This is a genomic window from Bradyrhizobium cosmicum (assembly GCF_032290525.1).
Classification (GTDB): Bacteria; Pseudomonadota; Alphaproteobacteria; order Rhizobiales; family Xanthobacteraceae; genus Bradyrhizobium; species Bradyrhizobium cosmicum_A.
On record NZ_JASXTA010000001.1, the window covers coordinates 589,865 to 613,437 of the forward strand.

Genomic DNA, 23,573 nt, shown 5'->3' on the forward strand with positions numbered 1-23,573 from the left:
TGCAACGCAATCAGGGCACGCGCAACCCGTCCGGCACCACGGTCTGTCGCCGGACTAGAAGGAGGGCAAGCAAGGCCGTTGGCGCGAGAATGGCAAGGCCCAGCAGCATCACCTGCATCTGCGACAGCGGCATGATCCCGCCGCCCGGGGTTGCCACCACGAAGCCGCCGATCACCAGCAGCACGCGGATCGGCCATTCCAGCGTGCCGGCGCCGCGGAGATCGCCGACGAAGGGTTGATAGCCCTGGATGCCGCCGCAGATGAACAGCGTGCCGAACGCGGCCAGCGCCATCAGGCCGAGACCGGCGAGGTAGGGGCTCGGTCCCTGCAGCACCAGCGCCGGGTTCAGCACGAAGAAGAACGGGATGAAATAGATGATGCTGCCGACCCACATCGATTCCCAGCCCGTCTTCATCGCCGGCGAGCCGGCGATCCCTGCAGCAGCGAAGGAGGCGATAGCGACCGGTGGCGTGATCGACGACAGCATGCCCCAATAGAAGATGAACATGTGCACCGCCATCCTGTTCAGCCCGAGCTTCTCGAGCGCCGGCGCGACCAGGATGGCGAGGAAGATGTAGCAGGCCGTCGTCGTCAGCCCGAGGCCGAGAATGAGGCTGGTGAGGGCGCACATGCCGAGCAGCAGAAAGGGATTGTCGCCGGCAATATGCAGCAAATCGTTGGCGAGACTCGACACCACGCCGGTCATCGAGAACGCCCCGATCAGCAGCCCGCAGCCGGCGAGGATGCCGACCAGCTCGACGAAGGTGCGGCCGTTGACCTCGAGGAATTTGCCGATGGTCGCGAACGTCCAGCGTGTGTCCCTGGAGAAGAACTGGTTGAGCACCAGCAGCAGCGCGGTGGCGTAGAACGGCGCATGGCTCTCGCGCTTGAAGTAGAGCAGCATCACGATCAGCAGCGCGATGACGAAGACGTAGTACCAACCGTCCCTGATCGTATCCATGACCCGCGGCAGCTCGGCGCGCGGAATCCCCTTCAGCTTATGGCGTGCAGCGTAGGAGTCGACCTGCATGAACAGGCCGATGTAATAGAGCGTCGCCGGAATGATCGCGGCGATCGCGACGTCGGCATAGCTGACATTGAGGAATTGCGCGATCACGAAGGCGGTGGCACCCATCACCGGCGGCGCCAGCACCGCGCCGGTCGAGGCGCAGGCCTCGATCGCGCCGGCGTAGGAGGCGCGAAAACCGCTCTTCTTCATCACCGGGATGGTCATGGTGCCCGCGGTGAGCACGTTGGAGATGATCGAGCCCGACATCATGCCGAGTAGGCCGCTGGCAAAGATGCATACCTTCGCCGCGCCGCCGCGAAAGGTACCGCACAGCGCGAAGGCGAGATTGATGAAGAATTTTCCGGCGCCCGTCATCATCAATGCGGTGCCGAACACCAGGAAGCCGATCACGGTATCGGCAAAGGCCTGGATGGGAATGCCGAGCAGGCTCTCGCCCGAAAGCACGTGATAGGAGGTCGCCTGCTCCAGCGTCGACTGCGTGCCGCGGAACGGTCCGAGCCAGCCGGACTCCGCAAACAACGGATAGACGGTGAAGGGGAACACGCTGAGCAGCAGGCTCCAGCCGCCAGTGCGCCGCAGCGCCTCCATCAGCATCGCCCACATCACGAGGCCCGCAGCGATCACGGTGTTGGGCGCGCCGCCGAATTCCCAGCCGGCCTCGGCCGCCTTGCGCACGCTCGTCATCAGCAGCAGCGCCGCTGCGAACGTGACCACGAAGAAGGCGAGGTCGTACCAGGGAATGCGGTCGAGCGGGGCGCGCCCGGTGCCCGGGAAGATCAGGAAGGTGAAGGGCAGCATCAACGCGATCAGAAGATAAAAATACTCCGTGTTGAGCTGGGTGTAGCCGATGAAGAAGCGCAGCGAGAATTGCTGGTTGATGCAGAGAAGGATCGTTGCCGCGGTCGCCGCGATCAGCGTCCAGCGCCAGGCGCCGCGAAGCGTGCGGACGCGCGTGACCTCCGCTTCCTGCATGTTGGCGGCGGCGCCATGCGGATCGTCGAACACGATCCGCTTGGCCTCGTCCTGCGCGGCGGTGGAGACTGAAGCAGACGACATGATAAATTCCGCGCGTGGGCAATCAACCGCTGACGATTATTCCTCGAACCCGTTCACCATCTCGGCCTTCGCGAGCGCCGCGGCGCGGGCCTTCATCCAGCCGTCGAGGAATGCCTTGTCGTCAGCCGGCGGATTGGACTTGCCGTACTCTGTCCACGCTGCGCCAAGCACCTCCTGGCGCTTGACCAGTTTGTTGTTGTGCGCGTCCTGCGCGTCGCTCCATTGCCCGGCCTCTTTGAGCGCCTTCACCGCGCCAGGATGCACCGGCACAACCCAGTTCTTGGTCTGACGGTCGGCGGCAAGGCCGCCGGCGCCGGGCGCGGAGTCCTTGTAGGCGTCGTAGTTGACGATCATCGCCTTGGTGATGGCGTAGACCTGGTCGGCTGGTTGCGAGGCGTAGGCGACGAAGATCGGATAGGGGTAGTTGCCGAGCTCGATCGGCTTGTCCGGCGTAATGCCGGCGCCGCAGGTGGCTAGCTGCGGGAAGAAGAACGAGCCGACCTTCTGCATCCGCGCCCAGCCCTCCTTGTCCTTGGCCGGCAGCGGCGGCCAGACCAGGCCGCGCGGCGAGGTCTCGGCTTCCTTGGCCGGGCCGGTGATGGTGGTGCCGAAGGCGGCGTCGGTGTCGTTGTTGATCAGGCCCTTCCACATCGCGCCATAGCTGGCGAATTCGACGACCCTGACGTCCTTCTGCGTCAGGCCCGCAAAAGCAAGCACCGCGAGCGAATTCTGGTTCAGCGCCGGCGAGCCGACGACGAAGCCGACGCGCTTGCCCTTGAGGTCCTTCAACTCCTTCACGCCGGTGTCGGCGGCCACCGCGAGGGAGCCGCAATTGCAGTCGACCGACGAGAGCAGGATCTGAAGCGGCTGCGGCCCCCATTCCCGGGCGCCGAACTCGAACACGCCTTCCTGTGCGAAATAGGTGCCCGATCCCATCGCCGCGGCGGCGGCGCGCTTGGCGCGCAGCGGCGCAAGCCGCGCGACGTCATTGCCTGCGGGGAGCACGCGCACGTCGGTCGAGTATTTGTCCTTCATCATCTTGCCGACGCCGACCGCGATGTTGAAGCCGGCGGTGCCGGTGTCATAGGCGGTGAACGTCAACGTCGCCGGCAGCTTGATGTCTTCGGCGAGTGCATAGCGTGTAGACGCAAAAGAAATACCCGCAACCAAAGCAGGCGCGAGCGCGAGCAGCCCACGAAGCATGTTTCCCTCCAATGAATCTCGCGTTTGCCGCGAGGATTTTCTGTCTTTGTTTGAAACAGAGTTTGTTTGAAACCGATCATGTCACCGCGATCAGGCGATGGCAACGCCGTACCGCGAGCGCAGCAAGGAGGCGGACGGATTGTCGCGGAAGCTCCGGATAGGGCCGTCAGTTCGCGACGATCGCGATCGCCTGTCCTTCGGCAACGACGTCGTCGAGCTTGACAAGAAGAGATGTGATCGTGCCGCTCGCGGGCGAGGACACCGGTATTTCCATCTTCATCGCTTCGACGATTACAACGTCATCGCCATCCGCAACGGTTCCTCCAACTTGCACGGGAGTTGAGCAGATACGACCGGCGACCTCCGTGATGATCTTAATTTCTGGCATGCCATCGCCTTTTTGTTGTCGTTGCAAAATGCCTGAGGTAGCGTCGTCTGCAAGTGGAATTTAATTCCGCACAGCGGAACAGACGGTAGGGAACATGGGACGACGTTCGGAGCGGTTGAGTAGGCAAGGTGCGCTCGCTGGCGAAGCCGGTGAGGGCGATGTCATCCAGGTGGTGTCGCGCGCGTTCGACGTGTTGCGATGCTTCGAGGGCCACGATAGCAGGCTCGGCAATCTCGAGATTTCAAATCGCTGCGGCCTGCCGCGCTCGACGGTGTCGCGGCTCACGCACACGCTGACGCGGATGGGCCAGCTCGTCTATCTGCCGCGTGACCAGAAATACCGCATCGGCCCGAGCGCCGTGGCGATGAGCGCCTCGATGATGAAGGGCGCGCAGCTGCGCAGCATGATCCGCCAGCGGCTCCAGGAAGTCGCCGAGCAATTGCCCGGCACGGTCGGCTTCGTCGTGCCCGATCGCTTTCATCTGGTCTATCTCCAATTCGCGCGCTCGGCGACGGCACTCGGCCTGCACGAGGGCACCGGCAGCCGCATCTCGATGGCCTCGACCGCCGCGGGCGCGGCCTACACCGCGGCGCTGGCGCCGGAGATCGGCGATGCCTTCATCGCCGACATGGAACGGGAAGCGCCCGAGGCTGCAAAAATCCTGCGGCCCCGCATCGAGGCCAACCGGCAGTCGCTGCGCGAGCGCGGCTATGTCGTGGCCTGCGGGCTGTGGAGCCCGCACATCAACGGGCTCGCGGTACCGATCTGGTCGCCGCAGTACCAGACCTTCGTCGTCATCACGATCGGTCTTCTCTCGGCGATGTATGACGAGCAGCGTCTGCATGCCGAAGTCGCGCCGCTGATGCTCGCGCTCGGCCGCTCGCTCGGCAGCCTGATGGAGGGCGCGGAGGGCGACGTCTTCAACGCCCGCATCCCGCGCAAACCGGTCGCAATCGCCGTGCACAACAATAACAAGCCGATCAATTCGGAGGGAGTGAATGAACTGGAAGCCGGAACTCGACGAGCTCGCCCGGCGCGAAGCCTTCGCGCGGGAGATGGGCGGCGTTGACAAGGTCAAGCGTCAGCATGACCAGGGCCGGCTGACTGTTCGGGAGCGTATCGACGGACTGATCGACAACGGTAGCTTTCACGAAATCGGTGCCGTCGCCGGCATCGGTGAGTACGATTCCGGCGGCGAGCTGCAGAAGTTGACGCCGGCGAACTGCGTGTTCGGCCGCGCGCGCATCGACGGCCGCACGGTGGTCGTGGTCGGCGACGATTTCACTGTGCGCGGCGGCTCGGCCGATGCATCGATCTCCGCAAAGCCGCTGATGGCGGAGGAGATGGCGCATGATTTCCGTCTGCCCATCGTCCGCATCATCGAGGGCTCCGGCGGCGGCGGCTCGGTCAAGACCATCGAGACCAAGGGCGCGGCGAATCTGCCCGGCGGCATCGGCGGCACCCGCTGGTACCGCTTCACGACCGAGAACCTGTCGCGCGTGCCCGTGGTCGCGCTCGGCCTCGGCTCGGTCGCGGGGCTCGGTGCGGCGCGCCTTGCCGCCAGCCACTATTCGATCATGACGAGGAAGTCCGCGATGTTCGTCGCGGGGCCGCCGGTGGTGAAGGCGCTGGGGCAGGACCTCTCGAAGGAAGAGCTCGGCGGCGCCGATATCCAGACCCGCGCCGGCGCGGTCGACCATGCCGTCGATACGGAAGAAGAGGCGTTCGCCTGCGCGCGGCGCTTCCTCTCTTACTTGCCGTCGTCGGTTGACGGGCTGCCGCCGACCTTGCCCTGCGCCGACAATCCCGAGCGCAGCGAAGAGGCGCTGCTGAACGCGGTGCCGCGCAACCGCAAGCAGGTCTACAAGATGCGGCCGATCATCGAGTCCGTCGTGGACAGGGGTTCGTTCTTCGAGGTCGCAAAGAACTTCGGCAAGCCGATCATTGTCGGTCTCGCGCGGCTCGAGGGCAGGGCGGTGATGCTGCTCGCCAGCGACAGTTTTCATTACGGCGGCTCCTGGACCGCGGACGCCTGCCAGAAGGTGGTGCGCTGGGTCGACTTCGCCGAGACCTTCCATCTGCCGATCGTCTATCTCATGGACTGCCCGGGCTTCATGATCGGCCTCGATGCCGAGAAGGCGGCGACCATCCGCCACGGCGTCCGCGCCATGGCCGCGGTCAACCAGACCACGGTGCCTTGGTGCACTGTGATCCTGCGCAATGCCTTCGGCGTCGCCGGCGTGGTGCATCAGCCGGCCGATCGCTTCTCGATCCGTTATGCCTGGCCGTCAGCCTATTGGGGCTCGCTGCCGCTCGAAGGCGGCATCGAAGCCGCCTACCGCGCCGACATTGATGCGGCTGATGACAAGGCAGCGAAGCTCAACGAGATCCAGGAGCGGCTGAACAAGCTGCGCTCACCGTTCCGCTCCGCCGAAAAATTCTGGGTCGAGGAGATCATCGATCCCCGGAAAACGCGCTCGCTGCTGTGCGAGTTCGCGCGGCTCGCCGAGCCGCTGCGCAAGCCCGGGCCGCCCGCGAACATGACGATCAGGCCGTAGCTCGCTTCGATTTTTGCGGTCTGGATTGCCGAGCGGGTGCGCATGGGCGCCCAGAGGAAGCCGTAACGCTTTCGGGTCTGGCACCTCGTCAGCTGTCGATCACACCCGCAGCACCTTGCCGGGGTTCATGATGTTTTGCGGATCGAGCGCGCGCTTGATGGTGCGCATGATGTCGAGCTCGGTCTTGGAGCGGTAGTGGCTGAGCTCGTCGAGCTTGTCCATGCCGATGCCGTGCTCGGCCGAGATCGAGCCGCCCATGGCGGTGACGAGATCGTTGACGGCCCGCGTGATGGCGGAAGCGTATTGGGTCAGCGTCAGCTGATCCATGCCCTTGGGTCCCATGAACGAGAAGTGCAGATTGCCGTCGCCGATGTGGCCGAGCGGATAGGGGCGAATGTCCGGAAGAATGTCGAGCACGGCCTTGAGCCCCTTGTCGATGAACTCCGGAATCCTGGAGATGGCCACCGACACGTCGTAGCTCAGCCCCGGCCCCTCGGCGCGGGAGCCTTCGGCGACGCTTTCGCGGATGTGCCACATGTTGCGCGATTGAAGTCCGGTCTGTGCGATCACGGCATCGAGCACGCGGCCGGCCTCGAGTTGATCGGCGAGAAACTGCTCCATCTTTTCGGACATGCCTTCAGCTCCGTCCCGGCGTCCCCGCGCGGACGACCACTCGAGCAGGAGATACCATGGCGTGTCCGCCCTCAGAGGATCCTGGGTGGCGGGGATATGGCGGAGCACCATGTCGATCGCGGCACGGCTCATCAGCTCGCAGGAGCCGACATTATCCTCGGAAGCCGCATGCGCTTCGGACAGGATCTCCAGGGCCGCGCGCGGATCCCGGATCGCCAGCCACGCCGTGCAGACGTCCTTGGGCGCCGGCCATAGCTTGAGGACAGCCTTGGTGATGACGCCGAGCGTACCCTCGGCGCCCACGAAGAGGTGCTTGAGGTCGTAGCCGGTGTTGTCCTTCTTGAGCGCGCGCAATCCGTCCCAGACCTCGCCGCTCGGCAACACGACTTCGAGCCCGAGCACGAGGTTGCGGGCGTTGCCATAGCGCAGCACCTGCACGCCGCCGGCATTCGTCGACAGATTGCCGCCGATCATGCATGAGCCCTGGGCGCCGAGGCTGAGGGGCAGGAATCTGTCGTGCTGGCTTGCGGTCTCCTGAAGGGTTTGCAGGACGCAGCCGGCCTCGACGGTCATGGCGTAACCGACCGGATCGACGTCCAGCACGCGGTTCATGCGGCCCAGCGACAATACGATGCCCGTGTGCACAGGCCAGGGCGTGGCCCCACCCATCAGGCCGGTGTTGCCACCCTGCGGCACGATCGCGACGCCGTGCTCATGGCAGAGCCGGACCACTTTCGAGACTTCCTCGGTACTGCCTGGACGAACGACGGCGCCCGCGCCTCCAACCAGCAATCCGCGCCAATCCGTCACGAACGGCCGCTTGCCGTGCTCGTCCTCGATGAGACCCTTTTCACCCACGATCGCGCGCAGTGAATCGCGCAGCTGGGCGGTCAAGGGAGCGGTCGGGATGGTGGGTGCGGACGACGGGAAGGCAGCCGGCATTTTGTTTCCCCTGGCGCATCTTGGTGTGCACTACGCACGTAACGTGCTCCGGGTATTGTCCACGTTTGCGCCGCGGAGTCTATGCGTTCGGCCATCCTTCGAGATACCCGCCAATGGCGGGCCCTCAGGATGAGCCGCAGGCGAGTTGCTGACACGGGTCCCTCCGGAGGCCTCCTAGCCCGCAATCTCAACGACCGCGTTTAACCAACGTTAATGATGTCCTCTCGATATGGGACATCCAACTCCGTTGCGGCCCGTGTTTGCAGACCGCCCGTAAGTGTTGATTAAGAAGGCCATATCCATATTCCAGCCTGTCATGAACGGGTGATCGGCAGCAGGAATGCCGCGCTCCCCGCGATCACAAGATTTCAGGAAAGTGTTTTTGCCGCTTCGACGGCAATCAGGATGAAGGTCATGCTCCGCCGGGTAGTGCTCCGTTTCGCAAAGGACCGGAAGGCCAACATCGCCGTCATTTTCGCGCTCATGATGGTTCCGATCGTCTTTCTGCTGGGCATGACGCTCGACTACACGCAGGCCGTGCGCAAGCGGGAGCAATTGAACGCAGCCGCCGATGCGGCCGCGATCGCGGCCGTGAGGCCGGCGATGCTGACCCAGACCGACGCCTCGGTCGTCAGGGCCACCGCGTCGGCCGTCTTTGCAGCGAAGGCAGATCTTCCCGGTCTGGAGGCGGTGCCGACGCCGACGGTCACCGTCACGGATTCCGGGCTCGCGCGGAGCATCACGGTTTCCTACACCGCCCGGTCCATCAATAATTTCCCGAGCGTTCTCGGCAAGCAGACCTGGGACGTCTCCGGCTCCGCGACGGCGAAGGCCTCCAGCGCGCCCAACATGAACTTCTATCTGCTGCTGGACGATTCGCCGTCGATGGCGATCGCTGCGACGCAGACCGACATCAACAACATGATTGCGGCCACGAGCAGCCAGCCCAGCTATGCGAGGAACTGCGCGTTCGCCTGCCATGAGGCGCATCCCAACAACGCAAATCCCAGCTCGACGAACAAGGACAATCTCACCGTCGCGCGCGCAAGCAATGTCAAGCTGCGCATCGATCTCGTGACGAACGCCGTTACGCAATTGATGGTCGGGCCCTGGACGTGCCCGCAGGCGGGCGTTACGGGCGGCGTCATGCAGTGCATGTCGGCGCTCAACAACACGACCTACAAGGCTGCCATCTACACCTTCGACTACGCCCTCAACACGATCCAGACGCTGACCACTCCGACCACCGCCGGCACGAAGATCCCCAACATTCAGCTCCTGACGGTCGATCACCAGAACTGCCCCGTTCTCAACGGCTCGGGCGGCTGCGTCTACACCACCGACTACGGCACGGATATCTCGAAGGGGCTAACGGACCTCAACGCCGTGATGCCTGCGCCGGGCACCGGCACCAATCAGGCGGGCGATACACCGCAGGAGGTGGTCTTCCTCGTCACCGACGGCGTCGAGGACAAGCTCATCCCGAAGACGGGGGGCACCTGCGACGCCAGTGCCACCTATCCGCTTCCGTCGGCCAACTCGACGACCTTGCGATGCCAGCAACCGCTCAATACGGCGATCTGCACGACGATCAAGAACCGCGGCATTCGCATCGCGGTCCTCTACACCGAGTATCTGCCGCTGCCGACCGAAAGCTGGTACAACAGCCGCATCGCGCAGTTCAACAATCCGTCCTCGTCAACCGGCACGATCGCAACACGGTTGCAATCGTGCGCATCGCCCGGCCTGTATGCGAGCGTGCAGACGGGTGGCGACATTTCCGCGGCGCTGACCAACCTTTTCCTCAAGGTTGCGTCCAGCACGGCCAGCCTCGTGCAATAGGGAAGGGCCATGCTCGGATTCGCCGCAACAACGAAGAAACGCCGCAACCGCTGCGCTGCGTTCGCCCGCAATGACAGTGGAGCCACCGCGGTCGAGTTCGCGCTCGTCGCGGCGCCGTTCCTCGCCCTCATCATCGCGCTGATGCAGACGTTTCTGGTCTTCTTTGCCCAGCAGATGCTCGAATCCGTGGTGCGCCAGTCGGCGCGCCTCGTCATGACCGGGCAGGTCCAGTCCGCGCAGATGTCGCAGGCGGTCTTCAAGCAGAAGGTCTGCGATCAGATCGTGATCCTGTTCAATTGCAGCGGCCTGATGGTCGACATGCGGGTCGCGACGTCCTGGTCTTCCGCGAACACGGCGACGCCCAGCCTGACCTTCGATGCCTCGGGTGCGGTCACCAATTCCTGGCAGTACGATCCGGGCAATGCCGGCGATATCGTCGTTCTGCGCGTCATGTATGTATGGCCGGTCGTCCTCGGGCCGCTCGGCTTCAATCTGTCGAACCTCGGCAATGGGAACCGGCTGATCATGTCGTCCGCCGCGTTCCAGAACGAGCCAGGAGCCACCTGATGATCGCCGCCCTGTCATCCCGCGTCCGGGATATGTTGACCGATGTTCGCGCCATTGCAGCGACGGAGTTCGCCATCGTGACGCCGTTCATGCTGGTGCTCTATGTCGGCGGCGTCGAACTCGGCAACGGGCTTGCCATGAACGTCAAGGTCAGCGCCACCGCGCACAGTGTCGCTGACATGATCTCGCAGAACACGGCCGTGACGGCGACCCAGATGGACGGCATTCTCGCGGCAGCGACTGCCATCATGGCTCCGTATCCCCTCCAGAGGGGCAGCACGCCCCTGATGACGATTACGGTCTCGGAAGTGTCGACCGACTCCTCGGGCAACGCGAAGGTGCAATGGAGCAAGTCGACGAGCACGTCGGGGGCGAGAGCCGTCGGTCAGCAGATGACCTTGTCCTCGTTTACCGCGCCGGGCAGTACCAGCAATGCCAACATCTCGCTCATTCTCAGCGAGGTGTCCTACGACTACGCGCCCAACCTCGGTTTCACCATCGCCGGCACGGTCAGGCTGTCCGACAGCTATTATCTGTTCCCGCGCTGCTCGACGAACAGCCCGGCCACCTCGAGCTTTCCCTATTACGACGTGAAATATCCGGCGGCGGCGACCTGTACCTGCGTGCAGCATTTGCAGCAGAAGACCTGCTAGAGCGCGACGCGGAAGTTGCGCGGCGGTTTTCCGGAAAGATCGCGCTCAAGCCATTCAATTCGGGCAGGGTTGTCCGGCGGCTCCCCACAGCGCCATGTCCTTGACGTGCTCCTCGAAGCTGCCCGGCGGCGTCGAGCGGCCTGCTCCGGGCGCCCATCCGCGCGGGATGAAGCCGTTCAGCGACGCATCGTGCCGCAGATGTTCGACCAGGCCGGCGGCATCGCGACCGCCATTGCGCTTGGGATCCTTCAGCTGCGCGTAAATCTCGGTGCCGCTTTTGCCGAACCAGATGAAAGCAACCGGAGCAAGCTGCCAGTCGATGCCGGCGCGCGGCGGCGACGGTGCCGGTTCGTTCGCCTGGGTGGAGGTCATGTGGCAGGTCGAGCAGGGGATCGCTTCAGCCCCGATGCGACTCTCTCCGCCATGGATGTTCATGCCGTGCGCGCGGGGGCTGGTTTCGCCAGCCGGCGTCCATATTGGTATTGCCCTGGCGTCCACGTGGCAGTTGGCACAGCGCGGATGCGTCACCACGGCTTCGATCCGTTTCCAGGCCTCCAGACCCTCGGCGCGGCTGACGGTGCCCGGCGGCACCACGCCCTTGGCGGGCTCGTCCTTGGCCACGACTATGCCCGTGAGGGCCGCGATTGACGAGGCCGCAAAGACGATCGCGATCAGAGATCTCTTCATGGCGCGCCTCACACGAAATCGATGAACTTGTTGAAGGGCATTTCGCGGATACGCTTTCCGGTCGCGGCGAAGATCGCGTTGGCGAGCGCGGGCGCGGCAGGGGGGACGGGCGGTTCTCCGACGCCTCTCACCTTGGGATCGTTCTCAAGCCCGCGGACCTCGATGACGGGGCATTGGTAGATCCGCATGGCCTCATGATGGTTGTAGTTGGTCTGCTGCACCGCGCCCTTGGCGTAAGTGAGTTCGCAGTTAATGGCGTGGCCGAGCCCCCAGATCACGCCACCCTGCACCTGGTTCTCGAAATTGACGGGATCGACGACCTTGCCGACGTCGACCGCGACCCAGACCTTGTCGATCCTGATGCCTCTATCCGTCATCGAGACTTCGACGACTTCGGCCGCCGGTGTCCCGAAAGACTCGACGAAAGCGACGCCGCGTCCTCGGCCATTGCCGAGCGGTCCCTTCCAGTCTGACATCTCTGCAACTGTTTCGAGCACCTTGCGATAGGTCGGAACGGTGCACATCGCGATGCGCGCCTTCATGGGGTCGAGACCCGCCGCATGGATCAACTCGTCGATGAAGCTTTCGGTGAAGAAGCCCGATGTCGAGGCGCCGACCGACCGCCAGGTGGTGCTCGGCGACAGTCCCTGCGCCTCATAGCTCGTGGCCCGGAAATTGGGGATGTCGTAATAGACATTCCACAGACCGGCAGCCAATTGCCCGTCGGGATCCTTCGAGGGGGTGCCCGAACGCTCGAGCAGCCCCTTGAGCGGAGTGGTCGAGGCCAGTTGCAGATCGGCTGCGACGATCTTGCTCTTGTCGACGCTGCCGCGGTGCCGGGCGATCGCAATCTGCCGCGGAATGTCCTGGAGAAAATCCTCCTCGCGCGAGAAAACGAGCTTGACCGGTGTCCCGCGCATCTGGTTTGCAATTTCCGCAAGGACACGCACGTTCTCGTATTCGAGACGGTGGCCGAAGCTTCCACCGGCCCACTGATTGTGGAAGGTGACCTGATCCGGCTTGAGGCCGATCGCCGTCGCCGCGACATACTGCACGAATCGGGGGCTCTGATGGCTAACCCAGATTTCCATCCCCTTGTCCGTGACGAGGCCGATCCCGTTCAGCGGCTCGAGCGGCTGATGCGCCACATAGGGTGCGCGATATTCGGCCTCGACAAGCTTGCCCGTCTTCAGCCCCGCTTCGATATCGCCGATCTTTCGCCACTCCTTGCCCAGGAATTCAGGCTTGAACGAGGATTCCAGAACCTTCCAGTGGTCGGCTTGCTCGGCGGGATAGGCTGAAGGCGCCCATTCGCAAACGACGGCATCGACCGCCTTCATCGCGTACCAGCTGTTCGTGGCGACCACCGCAACGCCGTTCTTGATTTCGAGGATCGTCTTGACCCCCGGCATCGTTAGCGCCTTGCTGGCGTCGTATGATTTCAGCGGCTGGCCCTTGCCGGGGTTAAGCTTGACGGCGGCATACACCATGCCCTCCATCTTCAGGTCGATGCCGAACTTCAGCTCGCCCATGACCTTGGCGCGAACGTCGAGGCGCATCATCGGTTTGCCCAGCATGCGCCATTTCGATGGATCGCGCGGCTTGGCATCGAGCACCGGCGGAATTCTTGCTGCGTCCGCGGAGAGATCGACATAGGCGATCTTGGTGCCGTTGGGCAGGATCACATGCCCCGATTGGGTGCGCAGGTCAGCCACGGCGACACCCGACCGCTTGGCCGCGGCGGCCTTCAGCGTCTCGCGCGCGACCGCGCCGGCAACACGAAGCTTTTCGTAGGTGTCCGGCAGCGTGCTCGACCCGCCGGTCATCTGCAGGCCGGATTTTCTGAGCCATTCGAGCGCGGCGGCGCGCGCTTCCTCGGCGGCGGGACTTTGGTCCGCCGCCACGAACGGCGCGAACTCGTCCGCGAAGCCGGTGTTGAAATAAGCGGGGCTGGGGCCTGCGAAGCGAACTTCGAACTGGCCGGGATCGAGGTCCATCTCCTCGGCAATCATGATCGGCTGCACCGAGCCGACCCCCTGGCCGATATCGGCATGCTGCGCGATCAGCGTGATTTTCTCGGGGCTGATCTCCACCCAAGGATTGAACGTCACCGAGTTCGGCCCGAGACCGGCCGTCAGCGGGTTGTCGCCGGCGGTGGTGGCCGCTTCAGCACTGCCGAAGGCGCCGAAAGCGATGCCGCCGGCCATGGCGGCGGAGCCGAAAACGAAAGCGCGGCGGGACAGCTTCTGCATGTGGCCCATCTCACTTCTCCGCCATCTTCTTGGCGGCGGCCGCGTGGATCGCCGCGCGGATGCGGGGATAGGTGCCGCAGCGGCAGAGATTGCCGGACATCACCTGATTGATCTCGTCGTCGGTCGGATTGGAAATCAGACCGAGCAGCGAGATGGCCTGCATGATCTGACCGGTCTGGCAGTAGCCGCATTGCGGCACCTGATGCTCGATCCAGGCCTGGATGACCGGGTTCTGGTCCCTTTTCTCCAGGCCTTCGAGCGTGACGACCGACTTGCCCGCGACCTCGCCGATATGCGCCTGACACGAGCGGACGGCCATTCCGTCGATCTGGACGGTGCAGGCGCCGCATTGCGCGACCCCGCAGCCGTATTTGGGACTGGTGATGCCGAGCTCGTCGCGCAGCACCCAAAGCAAGGGCATTTCGGGAACGACATCAACTTGATGCCGGGTCCCATTGACGATGAGCTCGATCATGTCGGTGCGTCCTTCGAGATATTGCATCCACAATCTAGCGAGGTGTCGAGCGGACCGCGGTTAATTGTGGTAAAAGTCTACGGTAAGCACGTTGTGGAACCGAAGATCCTGAAATCCACTGAGCAGCAAAAACACGCGGTTTAAATGAGATCGGGAGAGGCTTTGCTGCGTGCGTGATCGAGCACGCGGCGCGCCCGCGCGATGTCCTTGTCCGCGCCGTCAGTTGCAAACGTCCGGCAGATTGGATCCAGGACGGCGACAGCCACTGAAGCAGCTCCGGTCTGTGCCCAGACCTCGGCGAGATCGGTCGCGGCGCGGAGCTGGAAGGAGAGGGCGCCTGCCTCGCCGGCCGCCTGCACCGCGCGGATCAGGGTCTGCTCCCCGCGCACGCGATCGCCGTGCTGATATTCGATACGTCCGAGAACCCGCAGCAATTCGGGCTGACACCAGGTCTCGTCCAGCTGTTCGGCATGCGTCAGCGCAGCGGCAATGCTCGCGCGCGCGACCTCGATCCGGCCGCGCTCAAGTGCTGCTTCCGCGAGCATGCCGAGGTAGATCGGCGCGCGTATCAAAAATTTGCTGGCGAGGATCTCGTTGGCGGCGATCCGCATCTGCTCGACCGCATCCGCGTTGCCGCGCCGGTGGCGGATCGCGGCACGGAAGAAATGGCTGAGCGGCGCCCAGCTTGCAAGGTTCCTCTGGTTGAGGTTGTCATCGAGCAGGTTCAGGTGCTGCTCGGCCGCATCGAGGTCGCCGGTCCAGATGGCGACGGGAATGAAGGCCAAGGCGAGGGCGTTCGACTGCGAAACCAGATGCTCGGTCTCGGTCGCGCCATCGACCGCGGCCCTCGCGGTGCGCATGGCTCCGACCGTATCCCCGCGCACCCACCCGACGAAGGCGAGCGAGACGCGGATCACGACATAGGGATCGACCTGGAATCGCGAGATGCGCGCGCGCTCGGCAAGACTGTCGTGCTGTCGGGCGAGCCGCTTCAGGGCGTCGTGCGCACCGACGATGTCGCCGCGATAGAACCGCGTCATGATCCGAAACCGCGCGCCCGAAGATGCGGCCGCGCCGTCGTTGGTACGCTCGCTGATCGCATCGAAGCGATCGAGGCTCGCCAGGACGTCGCGGTGACGGCCGGCGAAGGATTGGAGCACCGCCAGGCCCCATACCGAGCGCAGCTGATAATCCGCATCGCCTTTCAGATCCGCCAGCCGCACGCTTTCGAGGCACGCCGCTTCGGCCTCAGGCTCCAGCTGCGCGGTGAAGGAGAGGCTGCGGGCGTAAGCTGTCGCCAGCTTCATCTGCAATTCGAGATCCGGGTGAGCCGTCTGCTTCGCGGCGTCCAGCGCCGTGCGCACGCGTTGCCGGCTTTCGGCCACCGATGAGAGTTCATCCCAGAGCGGAATGGCCGCGGCGGATAGTCTCAAGCCGGCCTCGACGTCGCCATCCGCGCCAAATGCCCAGTCGATCGCCTTGCGAAGATCATTGGCACGCCGGCCGTAGCTCGCCATCCAGTCTTCCCGTGCCAGCCACTTCCATTCCGCTTCGGCACGTTCGAACAGACCGAGCAGATAGGCGGCGTGGCTTTCACAGGCACGTCGATACTCGCCTTCGCTGCGCAGCCGTTCAGCGGCATAGCTCCTGGTCGTATCGAGCAGCCGGTACGCCGCCGTGTACGTAGCCTTGCCATCCGCGAGGGTCTGCGAGACCAGCGACTTCGATGCGAGGCTTTCAAGACATCCGGCGGTTTCGCCAGGCGAAGCGACGACGTCGCTGGTGATACCGAGAACGTCCTCGGTCGTGAAAACGCCTGAAAACACGGACAAATGACGCAGCAGCGACGCCTCGGCCTCGGACAACAGCCGATAGCTCCAGTCCAGTGTCGCCTGAAGCGCCTGGTGGCGAAGCGGTGCGGTTCGTGGACCGTAGTTCAAGAGGTCAAAGCTCGCGTTGAGGTGCCGGAGCAGGGTGGCAGGGTCATGGCTCTTGAGCCGCGGAGCTGCGAGTTCGATCGCGAGAGGAATTCCGTCCAGCCGGCGGCAGATATCGGCAATCACAGGCGCGTCGGGATCTCTCAGGCCATAGCCCGCCGCCTCCTGGGCACGCGTGACGAACAGCTCGACGGCAGGAAACGCCATCGCCCGTTGTCCGTCGAGGTGCATCTCGTCCGCAGGACAGCGCAGCGGCGTCAGCCGGTACACATTCTCCGACTTCGACCGTAACGGCTCGCGGCTGGTCGCGATGATGCCGACATCGGGCAGCGCGAGATGAATGTGCTCGGCCACGACGGCTGTGGTCGCAAGCACATGCTCGCAATTGTCCAGGATCAGCAACATGTCCTTCGACCGCAAGGCTTCGACAATGCCGACGAGCAGATCGACGAGGCCGGCGCCCGATCCAACGGCGGACGCGATGGCCGCGCATACCAGCTGAGGATCATTGATCGCGGCGAGATCGACAAAGCAGGCACCGTCGCCAAAACGTTCGGCGACGTCCCGGGCGGCGGCGAGGGCGAGACTTGTCTTGCCGACACCGGCGGGGCCGACGATGGTGACGAAGCCGCGATCATAAACCCGCCTTGTGAGTTCGGCGACATCGTCTTCGCGCCCGATCAGGAGGTGAGGTCCTTGCGGGTGCCGGTCAATGACGCCGCCCCCCTGCGAGAGCGTCATGGCGGAGACCGAGGCCGTCTCGAACCGCACGGGCGCGGCGAAGCGATAACCGCGGCCGGGAACGGTGACGATGTAGGGAAGGTCGTCTTGGTCCTGCGGGAGCGATCGGCGCAGCGCCGCGATGTTCACTTTCAGATTGCTCTCATGCACGAAAGTGTCGGGCCATGCGAACCGTATCAGATCGGCCTTGCTGACCAACTCGCCCTGGCGCTCGAGCAGCACCTGAAGCAGATCGAGTGCACGCGCGCCGACTCGGACAGGGACCTGCCCCCGAAGCAGCAACTGCCTCCGGGGAAAAAATCGATACTCGTCAAAAAAATAAGCGCCTTCGCTGACCGGGCGCAAGCTGGCCTCCCAACGCTCTTCAATGGATATTGTAGGGCATGCGGCGCAGTCCGACCATGTCGGGCAATCGGCCCTGAGCTAACGGGTCGTGCGATTTCGCAATGATGAAACGATACAGCTGTTTTGCCCGACGGGTCAAATCACCTCGCGGCCGCGTAAGTCATTGATTGGCCACGCCCCGGCTACTGTGCATGGGGTTGTTTTCGCATTTTTTGTTTTGAGCGCTCTGCCCGAAGCGGCTACGCGCTTTCCGTCTCCCGGTGCACGTCATGCACCACCAGCCCCATGCCTTCGTCCGGCATCTTGATCCAGTCGCGGCGCTTCAGTGTGCGCTTGGTGTCCTCGTAGCCGCTGGTCCAGTGCTCGCGCATCGAGGTGCCCGAGAACTCGTGGTCCTTGGCGTCGCCCTCATAGGCCTTCTGCTGGTAGATCAGGTGCAGGATCGCGATTTCCGGCATGTTGCGCAGGCTCGCCTTCAGCTGGCGGTCCTCGTCGGACAATTGCTCGTCCGGAATTTTTGCCAGGGCCTTGTAGAGCAGGACCTTGAGATTGTGCGTGCGGCGGTAGACGTCGGTGTTGTGGCGCGTGCGCGAGGAATACATGATGTCCTTGTGGCGGGCCATCACGTCCTGGATCGAGCGCGGCAGCACGCCACGCGCGCTGAACAGGTCGACCTGGAACACCAGCGAATTGAGCGCGTCCTCCTGGTCGAGTAGATGCTGCAGCGGCGTGTTGGAGAGGATGCCGCCGTCCCAGAAATGATCGGTGCCGATCCGCACCATCGGCAGCGCCGGGGGCAGCGCGCCGGAAGCCATGATGTGCTCCGGCTCGATCTCGTCGTGGGCATTGTCGAAATAGATGAAGTTGCCGGAGAGCACGTTCACCGCGCCGACCGCGAAGCGGACCTTCTTCTCGTTGATGAGGTCGAAGTCGACGAGCTCATCGAGGCTCTCCTTCAGCGGCATCGTGTCGTAATAACTGGTCGCGGTCTTGGCGCCGACCGGGCTGAACCAGGGATTGACCTGGTGCGGGGTGAAGAAGCCGGGCTGGCCCATCGCCGACGTCATCCAGGAGCTATAGAGATTGCGCCATTGGCGGAAGACGTCGCCGTCGGGCGTGTAGTGCCAGATCTTGCGGTTGGTGATGCGCTCCCAGAAGATGCGCAGCGCCTCGAGCCGCTTCTCCGGCTTGTTGCCGGCGATGATGGCGGAGTTGATGGCGCGATCGAGACGCCGCAGACCCAGTCGGGCTCGATGCCGGCCTCGTGCAGCGCCTGATAGACGCCGGCCTGGTAGGCGCCGAGCGCGCCGCCGCCCTGCAGCACCAGCGCAACGCGGTCACAGCGCTCGGGCCGCCAGCCCCGTGAGGGCGGCTGATGGGTCGGATGAGCCGGGTGCGACGTGCGGGCGTCCATGGCGATCTCTCCTGCCTGTCCCCAAACGATTGCGTCGCGCGGTGACGGCGTGATGACAAGGTTGGCGCCGACGCATCGTCTGCATGCACTGGGGCCCGCCGAGGCAATGCCGGAGGTCGTGGGTCTGACGGAAATCCTTCACATCGCAGTCAATGATCGCGGCTAGCAATTTGCGATCCGGGCCTGACGCCGCCGGGCGGGCATCACCCACAGGAGACCAGCGATGCGCAGGGAAGATTTGCTGAGACTTCCGTCCATGCCGGCGGCCGGGCCGAGCTATCCTGCCGGGCCCTATCGCTTCGTCAACCGCGAATTCCTCGTCATCACCTACGAGACCGATCCCGACCTGATCCGCGCCGGCCTGCCCGAGCCGCTGGAGCCGGTCGGCCAGCCGATCGTGCATTACGAATGGATCAGGATGCCGGACTCCTCCGGCTTCGGCAGCTACACCGAATCCGGCCTCGTCATCCCCGCGCGCCTGCACGGCGAGGAGGTGAACTTCGTCTCGCAGATGTACCTGGACGACGATCCGCCGATCGCGGCCGGCCGTGAGATCTGGGGCTTTCCCAAGAAGTACGCCCATCCAAAGCTCGAGATCGTCAAGGACACGCTGACGGGCACGCTGGAATATGCCGGGCAACTCGTCGCCATGGGCACGATGGGCTACAAGCACGAGAGCATGGCCGGCAACGGCGATCTTACCCGCGCCCCGCTGTCGAAGACGCAAATCAACCTGAAGATGATCCCTGGTGTCGACGGCCGTCTCGAGGTCTGCCAGCTCGTCGCCATCAACCTCGTCGACATCGTGCCGAAGGGCTCCTGGATGGGGCCCGGCCGTCTGCATCTGGTGCCGCATGTCAACGCGCCGGTCGCGGATTTTCCCGTTCGCCGCTGCCTCGGCGCGCATCACTACCTCGCCGATCTGACCTTGCCGTTCGGCCGCGTCGTGCACGACTATATCAAGGAAGCGGAAGCCGTGGCTGCGACGGGGCTTGCCGCGGAGTAGGGCGCCATCATCAAGTTGTAACAATGCCGTAATTGAGTACCCCGCGTGGGTTGGGAAGATGCCGTCAGCCACCTTCGGGGCACAGGGCATTTGTTGGCGGTGGGGTTGGCCATGGCTGAGCCGGCGAAGCTTGTCAGCGCGACATCGAACACCGACCCCGCCATTCCCGGACTGGTGTGGGCGTTCCGGCTGCACAGCGACGGCAGCGCCGAAGCGCTGCCGGTCGACCAGCCGATCGAGTTCAGCCATGACGGCCGGCTCTGGCTGCATTTCAATTTGACTGATGCGCGCGTGCGGCCGTGGATCGCGTCGTCGCAGCTGCCGCCGCTCGCGCGGGACCTCTTGCTGTCCAGCGACACTTTCCAGCAGCTTCACGTCATCGACCGCTGCGTCTACGGCGTCTTCTCCGATCTCGTGCGCGACATCGACAGCGCAACCGAAGAGACCGCATTCCTGCGTTTCGCCATGACCGAGCATCTCCTGATCAGCGGCCGCCATCAGGCGCTGTGCTCGGCGGATGCGACGCGCCGGGTGCTCGAAGGCGGCTACCGCGTCGACAATGTCGCCCACCTCCTGGAAAAGATCGTCGACGAGGTCGCCGACACCCTCGACAGGATGGCCGACAAGTTGGGCCAGGAGATCGACGACATCGAGGAACGGATTTTGGCCGACGACGCCAGGCCGCAGATGCGCCGCGATCTCGGCCGCATCCGCCGCACCTGTGTCAGGCTGCATCGTCAGCTCACCGGCTTGCGCGCGCTGTTTCACCGCCTCGATCAGAAGAACACCGACCATCTCTCGCCCGCCTTGCGAATCCATGCCGGCAAGCTGGCGCAGCGGCTGGACGGGCTCGATCACGACATCGTCGAGCTGCGCGAGCGCAGCCGGCTGCTCGAGGAGGAGCTGCGCTTCAAGAACGAGGAAGAGAGCAATCGCCACCTCCACACGCTGTCGATCGTGACGACGCTGTTGCTGCCGCCGACGCTGGTCGCCGGCATCTTCGGCATGAACACCAAGGGTCTGCCGCTGACCGACGTCGAGAGCGGCTTTCTGTGGGCGGCCGTCCTGATGGGCTCGTCGATCGGTGCTGCCTATCTCTTCATGCGGCGCACGGGCATTTTCAAATAGCGCAGCCAGCCGTGATCGGGACTGCCCACAGATTTCCGCCGCAAAAGGCGGCCGCGATTGCGCTGGCCTCAACGCTAGTGAGCACGTGCGCGTTCGCGGGCGCCAAGGACGAGAGCGCGGCCGGATGGCTGGCGCCAAGATGGTTCAACGAATGGCATGACGGGCTCGCCAACAAGGGCCTGAACTTCGGTGCCACCTACATCGCGGACAATATCGCCAACGCCTCCGGCGGCGTGAAGCGCGGCGCCATCCATTTCGGCCGGCTTGATCTCTCGGTCGATGCCGATCTCGACAAGCTCGTCGGCTGGACCGGCGGCCGCTTCTACGCCAATGCGCTCGTGATCTACGGTCAGGGGCTGAGCCGCAACTACGTCATGAATCTCGCGACCATCAGCGAGATCGAGGCGCTGCCGGACCAGCGGCTCTACAACGCGTATTTCGAGCAGAGCTTCTTCAATGACAGGCTCAGTATCAGGGCCGGCCAACAGGCCGCCGATGTCGAGTTCTTCGACAGCCAGACCGATGACCTCTTCGTCAACGGCACCTTCGGGTGGCCGGCAATCAAGGCGAACAACCTTCCGGCCGGCGGCCCGGCTCCGCCGATCGCGGTGCCCGGCATTCGCTTCAAGGCGGCGCTGACGGACAAGATCACGGCCTATGGCGCGGTGTTCAACGGCGATCCATCGGGCCCGGGCGAGGCCGATCCGCAGCTGCGCGACCATCATGGTCTCGCTTTCCGCATCAACGATCCACCCTGGGTCATCGGGCAGGTCCGTTTCAACTACGACATCGATCTCGGCGGCCGTCCGCTCGCCGGCAATTTCACGCCGGGCGCCTGGAAGCATTATGGCTCGTTCGACAGCCAGCGATTTACGGCCGAGGGCACCTCGATCGCCGATCCCGGCGGAAGCGGCATCCCGGCAAAGCTACGCGGCAATTACGGCGTCTTCGCCGCGATCGAGCAGGTGCTGTATCGCCCGCCGGAGCTGAGGGGCAACAGCACGTCAGCCTCGCTCCCGGGCATTACCGCGTTCGGCCGCATCGCCTACAGCCCGCCGGACCGCAATCTGATTGATCTCTATCTCGATGGCGGCATCGGCTTCGTCGGGTTTACGCCGGGCCGTCCGCTCGACCGCTTCGGCGTGGCAATGGCCTATATGCGAGTATCGAACACGGCCCGCAATCTCGATATCGATACCCGGGCCTTCACCGGCATCCAGAGCCCGGTGCGCAGCAACGAGACGCTGATCGAGATGATCTACGAGGCGCACATCAAGCCGGGCTGGCTGATCGCGCCTTACTTCCAGTATGTGTTCCGCCCCTCCGGCGGCATACCGAACCCGAATGATCCGGCCGGAACGTCGCGGCTCGGTGACGCCGCAGTCTTCGGCGTCACCACCACGCTCAGGTACTAGGCCATCGCCGGCTTCGGCTCGGCCTTTGGTTGCCGCGATAGCGCCAGCACGATCAGCGAAGCGAACACGCAGAGCGCGCCGGCGATGAAGAAGGCAGGCAGATAGCTCTGATAGATCGTCCGCGACAGGCCGGCGCCGAAAGCGGCCGCGCCCGCGCCGAGCTGGTGGCCGGCAAAGATCCAGCCGAATACCAGGTTGGCGCGCTCAGGTCCGAATTTTTGCGCGGTGAGGCGCACCGTCGGCGGCACCGTGGCGATCCAGTCGAGGCCGTAGAACATCGCGAAGACGGAGAGGCCGTAGAACGAGAAATCGCTGAAGGGGAGGAAGATCAGCGAGAGCCCGCGCAGGCCGTAATACCAGAACAGCAGGTAACGGTTGTCGTAGCGGTCCGACAGCCAGCCCGACATGATGGTGCCGAAGAAGTCGAAGACGCCCATGGCCGCGAGCAGGCTTGCGGCCTGCACCTGCGGGATGCCGAAATCGAGGCACATCGGGATCAGATGCACCTGAACGAGGCCGACGGTCGAGGCGCCGCAGATGAAGAAGGTCGCAAACAGGATCCAGAACACGCTGCTGCCCGAGACGTCGCGCAGCGTGCCGAGCGCCACGGCCGTGATCGAGCCATGGCTGACAGGCGGCGGGGGCAGGGGAGTGGTGCCCTCGTCGCCGAGCGGGCGCAGTCCCAGATCGCTCGGGCGGTCGCGCATCATGAGCAGGACCGCCAGCGCGGAGATGCCGAGCATGACGCAGACGAAGCCGAGCGCGAGACGCCAGCCAAGGCGTTCGGTGAGACTTGCCAGCAGCGGCAGGAACACCAGCTGGCCGGTGGCGACGCTCGCGGTCATGATGCCGATGACGAGGCCGCGCCGCGCCGCGAACCAGCGCGTCGCGATGGTGGCGCCCAGCACCAGCGCGGTCATGCCGGTGCCGATGCCGATCACGACGCCCCACAGCGCCACAAGCTGCCAGACCTCGGTCATGCCGAGCGAAGCCACCAGCGCCGAGACGACGACGAGTTGCGCGGTCAGCGTGACGTTGCGCAGGCCATAGCGGTTGAGCAGCGCGGCCGCGAACGGCGCCATCAGCCCGAACAGGATGAAGCGGATGGAGAGCGCGGACGAAATCTCCGCCGTGCTCCAGCCGAACTCCTTCTGAAGGGGAACGATGAACACGCCGGGCGCGCCGACCGTGCCGGCGCTGATCAGGGCGGCGAAGAAGGTCACGCCGACCATCACCCAGCCGTAGTGGATATTGCGGCGGCTGAGCGATGCCGCGAGCCAGTTCGAGATCATTGGGCCTCA

At 64.4% G+C, this 23,573-nt stretch carries 17 protein-coding genes and 1 pseudogene; 8 read left to right on the forward strand and 10 right to left on the reverse strand.

Annotated elements, in window-relative coordinates:
* Window positions 1-10 precede the first annotated feature (10 nt).
* The 3 genes from QSV46_RS02885 to QSV46_RS02895 form a co-directional block, all read right to left on the reverse strand.
* Entirely contained in the window at window positions 11-2,086 is a 2,076-nt protein-coding gene (locus tag QSV46_RS02885; protein WP_314946020.1) for a TRAP transporter permease, read from the reverse strand.
* A gap of 36 nt (window positions 2,087-2,122) precedes the next feature.
* Entirely contained in the window at window positions 2,123-3,289 is a 1,167-nt protein-coding gene (locus tag QSV46_RS02890) for a TAXI family TRAP transporter solute-binding subunit (protein ID WP_314946021.1), read from the reverse strand.
* 166 nt (window positions 3,290-3,455) lie between these two features.
* Window positions 3,456-3,677: an acetyl-CoA carboxylase biotin carboxyl carrier protein subunit gene (locus QSV46_RS02895; RefSeq protein ID WP_314946023.1), complete on the reverse strand. Its 222-nt coding sequence runs from the start codon at window positions 3,675-3,677 to the stop codon at window positions 3,456-3,458.
* Window positions 3,678-3,771: 94 nt separating this feature from the next.
* Between QSV46_RS02895 and QSV46_RS02900 the strand changes: the two genes are divergently transcribed.
* Both QSV46_RS02900 and QSV46_RS02905 read left to right on the forward strand, forming a co-directional pair.
* Window positions 3,772-4,746, forward strand: a complete 975-nt coding sequence (locus QSV46_RS02900) for an IclR family transcriptional regulator (protein ID WP_314946026.1) — start codon at window positions 3,772-3,774, stop codon at window positions 4,744-4,746.
* Window positions 4,676-6,235, forward strand: a complete 1,560-nt coding sequence (locus QSV46_RS02905; protein ID WP_314946029.1) for an acyl-CoA carboxylase subunit beta — start codon at window positions 4,676-4,678, stop codon at window positions 6,233-6,235. Before QSV46_RS02900 ends, QSV46_RS02905 begins: the two co-directional genes overlap by 71 nt.
* Before the next feature lie 99 nt (window positions 6,236-6,334).
* On the opposite strand, the gene QSV46_RS02910 is transcribed toward QSV46_RS02905, so the two are convergent.
* Entirely contained in the window at window positions 6,335-7,810 is a 1,476-nt protein-coding gene (locus QSV46_RS02910; RefSeq protein WP_314946032.1) for an FAD-binding oxidoreductase, read from the reverse strand.
* A 414-nt stretch (window positions 7,811-8,224) separates the two neighbouring features.
* Here QSV46_RS02910 and QSV46_RS02915 point away from each other — a divergent pair, with 414 nt between their 5' ends.
* Genes QSV46_RS02915 through QSV46_RS02925 form a run of 3 tightly spaced genes read left to right on the forward strand, consistent with a single transcriptional unit; the run spans window position 8,225 to window position 10,872 of the window.
* Entirely contained in the window at window positions 8,225-9,652 is a 1,428-nt protein-coding gene (locus tag QSV46_RS02915) for a TadE/TadG family type IV pilus assembly protein (protein WP_314946035.1), read from the forward strand.
* A gap of 9 nt (window positions 9,653-9,661) precedes the next feature.
* On the forward strand, window positions 9,662-10,219 hold the full coding sequence (locus QSV46_RS02920; RefSeq protein ID WP_314946038.1) for a TadE/TadG family type IV pilus assembly protein: 558 nt from the start codon (window positions 9,662-9,664) through the stop codon (window positions 10,217-10,219).
* Window positions 10,219-10,872, forward strand: coding sequence for a TadE/TadG family type IV pilus assembly protein (locus QSV46_RS02925; RefSeq protein WP_314946041.1), 654 nt, complete (start codon window positions 10,219-10,221; stop codon window positions 10,870-10,872). The genes QSV46_RS02920 and QSV46_RS02925 overlap by 1 nt, the downstream gene beginning before the upstream one ends.
* Before the next feature lie 54 nt (window positions 10,873-10,926).
* Here QSV46_RS02925 and QSV46_RS02930 read toward each other — a convergent pair whose 3' ends face one another.
* From QSV46_RS02930 to QSV46_RS02950, 5 genes and pseudogenes are all read right to left on the reverse strand, one after another.
* Window positions 10,927-11,559, reverse strand: a complete 633-nt coding sequence (locus tag QSV46_RS02930; protein ID WP_314946044.1) for a hypothetical protein — start codon at window positions 11,557-11,559, stop codon at window positions 10,927-10,929.
* Window positions 11,560-11,567: 8 nt separating this feature from the next.
* Entirely contained in the window at window positions 11,568-13,820 is a 2,253-nt protein-coding gene (locus QSV46_RS02935) for a xanthine dehydrogenase family protein molybdopterin-binding subunit (RefSeq protein ID WP_314946046.1), read from the reverse strand.
* Between the two features lies 1 nt (window position 13,821).
* Complete coding sequence (locus QSV46_RS02940) at window positions 13,822-14,286, reverse strand: (2Fe-2S)-binding protein (protein ID WP_314946479.1); 465 nt, start codon at window positions 14,284-14,286, stop codon at window positions 13,822-13,824.
* Between the two features lie 140 nt (window positions 14,287-14,426).
* Window positions 14,427-17,246: an ATP-binding protein gene (locus tag QSV46_RS02945; protein WP_314946049.1), complete on the reverse strand. Its 2,820-nt coding sequence runs from the start codon at window positions 17,244-17,246 to the stop codon at window positions 14,427-14,429.
* A 302-nt stretch (window positions 17,247-17,548) separates the two neighbouring features.
* Window positions 17,549-18,723: pseudogene (locus tag QSV46_RS02950) on the reverse strand (patatin-like phospholipase family protein).
* Between the two features lie 223 nt (window positions 18,724-18,946).
* On the opposite strand from QSV46_RS02950, the gene QSV46_RS02955 reads away from it, so the two are divergent.
* The 3 genes from QSV46_RS02955 (at window position 18,947) to QSV46_RS02965 (ending at window position 22,272) form a co-directional block, all read left to right on the forward strand.
* A complete protein-coding gene (locus QSV46_RS02955) occupies window positions 18,947-19,729 on the forward strand; it encodes an acetoacetate decarboxylase (protein WP_314946052.1) in 783 nt (260 codons plus the stop codon).
* A gap of 111 nt (window positions 19,730-19,840) precedes the next feature.
* The gene (locus tag QSV46_RS02960; protein WP_314946055.1) at window positions 19,841-20,857 is read left to right on the forward strand and encodes a transporter; all 1,017 of its coding nucleotides are present in this window, start codon (window positions 19,841-19,843) and stop codon (window positions 20,855-20,857) included.
* A gap of 11 nt (window positions 20,858-20,868) precedes the next feature.
* Window positions 20,869-22,272: a carbohydrate porin gene (locus tag QSV46_RS02965; protein WP_314946057.1), complete on the forward strand. Its 1,404-nt coding sequence runs from the start codon at window positions 20,869-20,871 to the stop codon at window positions 22,270-22,272.
* Here the strand turns inward: QSV46_RS02965 and QSV46_RS02970 are convergent.
* Window positions 22,269-23,564 carry an MFS transporter gene (locus QSV46_RS02970; RefSeq protein ID WP_314946059.1) on the reverse strand — a complete coding sequence of 432 codons (1,296 nt, stop codon included), beginning with the start codon at window positions 23,562-23,564 and terminating at the stop codon, window positions 22,269-22,271. The two genes, QSV46_RS02965 and QSV46_RS02970, sit on opposite strands and share 4 nt — an antisense overlap.
* Window positions 23,565-23,573 lie beyond the last annotated feature (9 nt).

Bases quoted from the DNA above. Each gene is read 5' to 3' on its own strand.
- QSV46_RS02930 (WP_314946044.1), bottom strand. From the start codon at position 11,559: ATGAAGAGATCTCTGATCGCGATCGTCTTTGCGGCCTCGTCAATCGCG.
- QSV46_RS02955 (WP_314946052.1), top strand. From the start codon at position 18,947: ATGCGCAGGGAAGATTTGCTGAGACTTCCGTCCATGCCGGCGGCCGGG.
- QSV46_RS02900 (WP_314946026.1), top strand. From the start codon at position 3,772: ATGGGACGACGTTCGGAGCGGTTGAGTAGGCAAGGTGCGCTCGCTGGC.
- QSV46_RS02910 (WP_314946032.1), bottom strand. From the start codon at position 7,810: ATGCCGGCTGCCTTCCCGTCGTCCGCACCCACCATCCCGACCGCTCCC.
- QSV46_RS02920 (WP_314946038.1), top strand. From the start codon at position 9,662: ATGCTCGGATTCGCCGCAACAACGAAGAAACGCCGCAACCGCTGCGCT.
- QSV46_RS02890 (WP_314946021.1), bottom strand. From the start codon at position 3,289: ATGCTTCGTGGGCTGCTCGCGCTCGCGCCTGCTTTGGTTGCGGGTATT.
- QSV46_RS02905 (WP_314946029.1), top strand. From the start codon at position 4,676: ATGAACTGGAAGCCGGAACTCGACGAGCTCGCCCGGCGCGAAGCCTTC.
- QSV46_RS02970 (WP_314946059.1), bottom strand. From the start codon at position 23,564: ATGATCTCGAACTGGCTCGCGGCATCGCTCAGCCGCCGCAATATCCAC.
- QSV46_RS02885 (WP_314946020.1), bottom strand. From the start codon at position 2,086: ATGTCGTCTGCTTCAGTCTCCACCGCCGCGCAGGACGAGGCCAAGCGG.
- QSV46_RS02960 (WP_314946055.1), top strand. From the start codon at position 19,841: ATGGCTGAGCCGGCGAAGCTTGTCAGCGCGACATCGAACACCGACCCC.
- QSV46_RS02940 (WP_314946479.1), bottom strand. From the start codon at position 14,286: ATGATCGAGCTCATCGTCAATGGGACCCGGCATCAAGTTGATGTCGTT.
- QSV46_RS02895 (WP_314946023.1), bottom strand. From the start codon at position 3,677: ATGCCAGAAATTAAGATCATCACGGAGGTCGCCGGTCGTATCTGCTCA.
- QSV46_RS02915 (WP_314946035.1), top strand. From the start codon at position 8,225: ATGCTCCGCCGGGTAGTGCTCCGTTTCGCAAAGGACCGGAAGGCCAAC.
- QSV46_RS02935 (WP_314946046.1), bottom strand. From the start codon at position 13,820: ATGGGCCACATGCAGAAGCTGTCCCGCCGCGCTTTCGTTTTCGGCTCC.
- QSV46_RS02925 (WP_314946041.1), top strand. From the start codon at position 10,219: ATGATCGCCGCCCTGTCATCCCGCGTCCGGGATATGTTGACCGATGTT.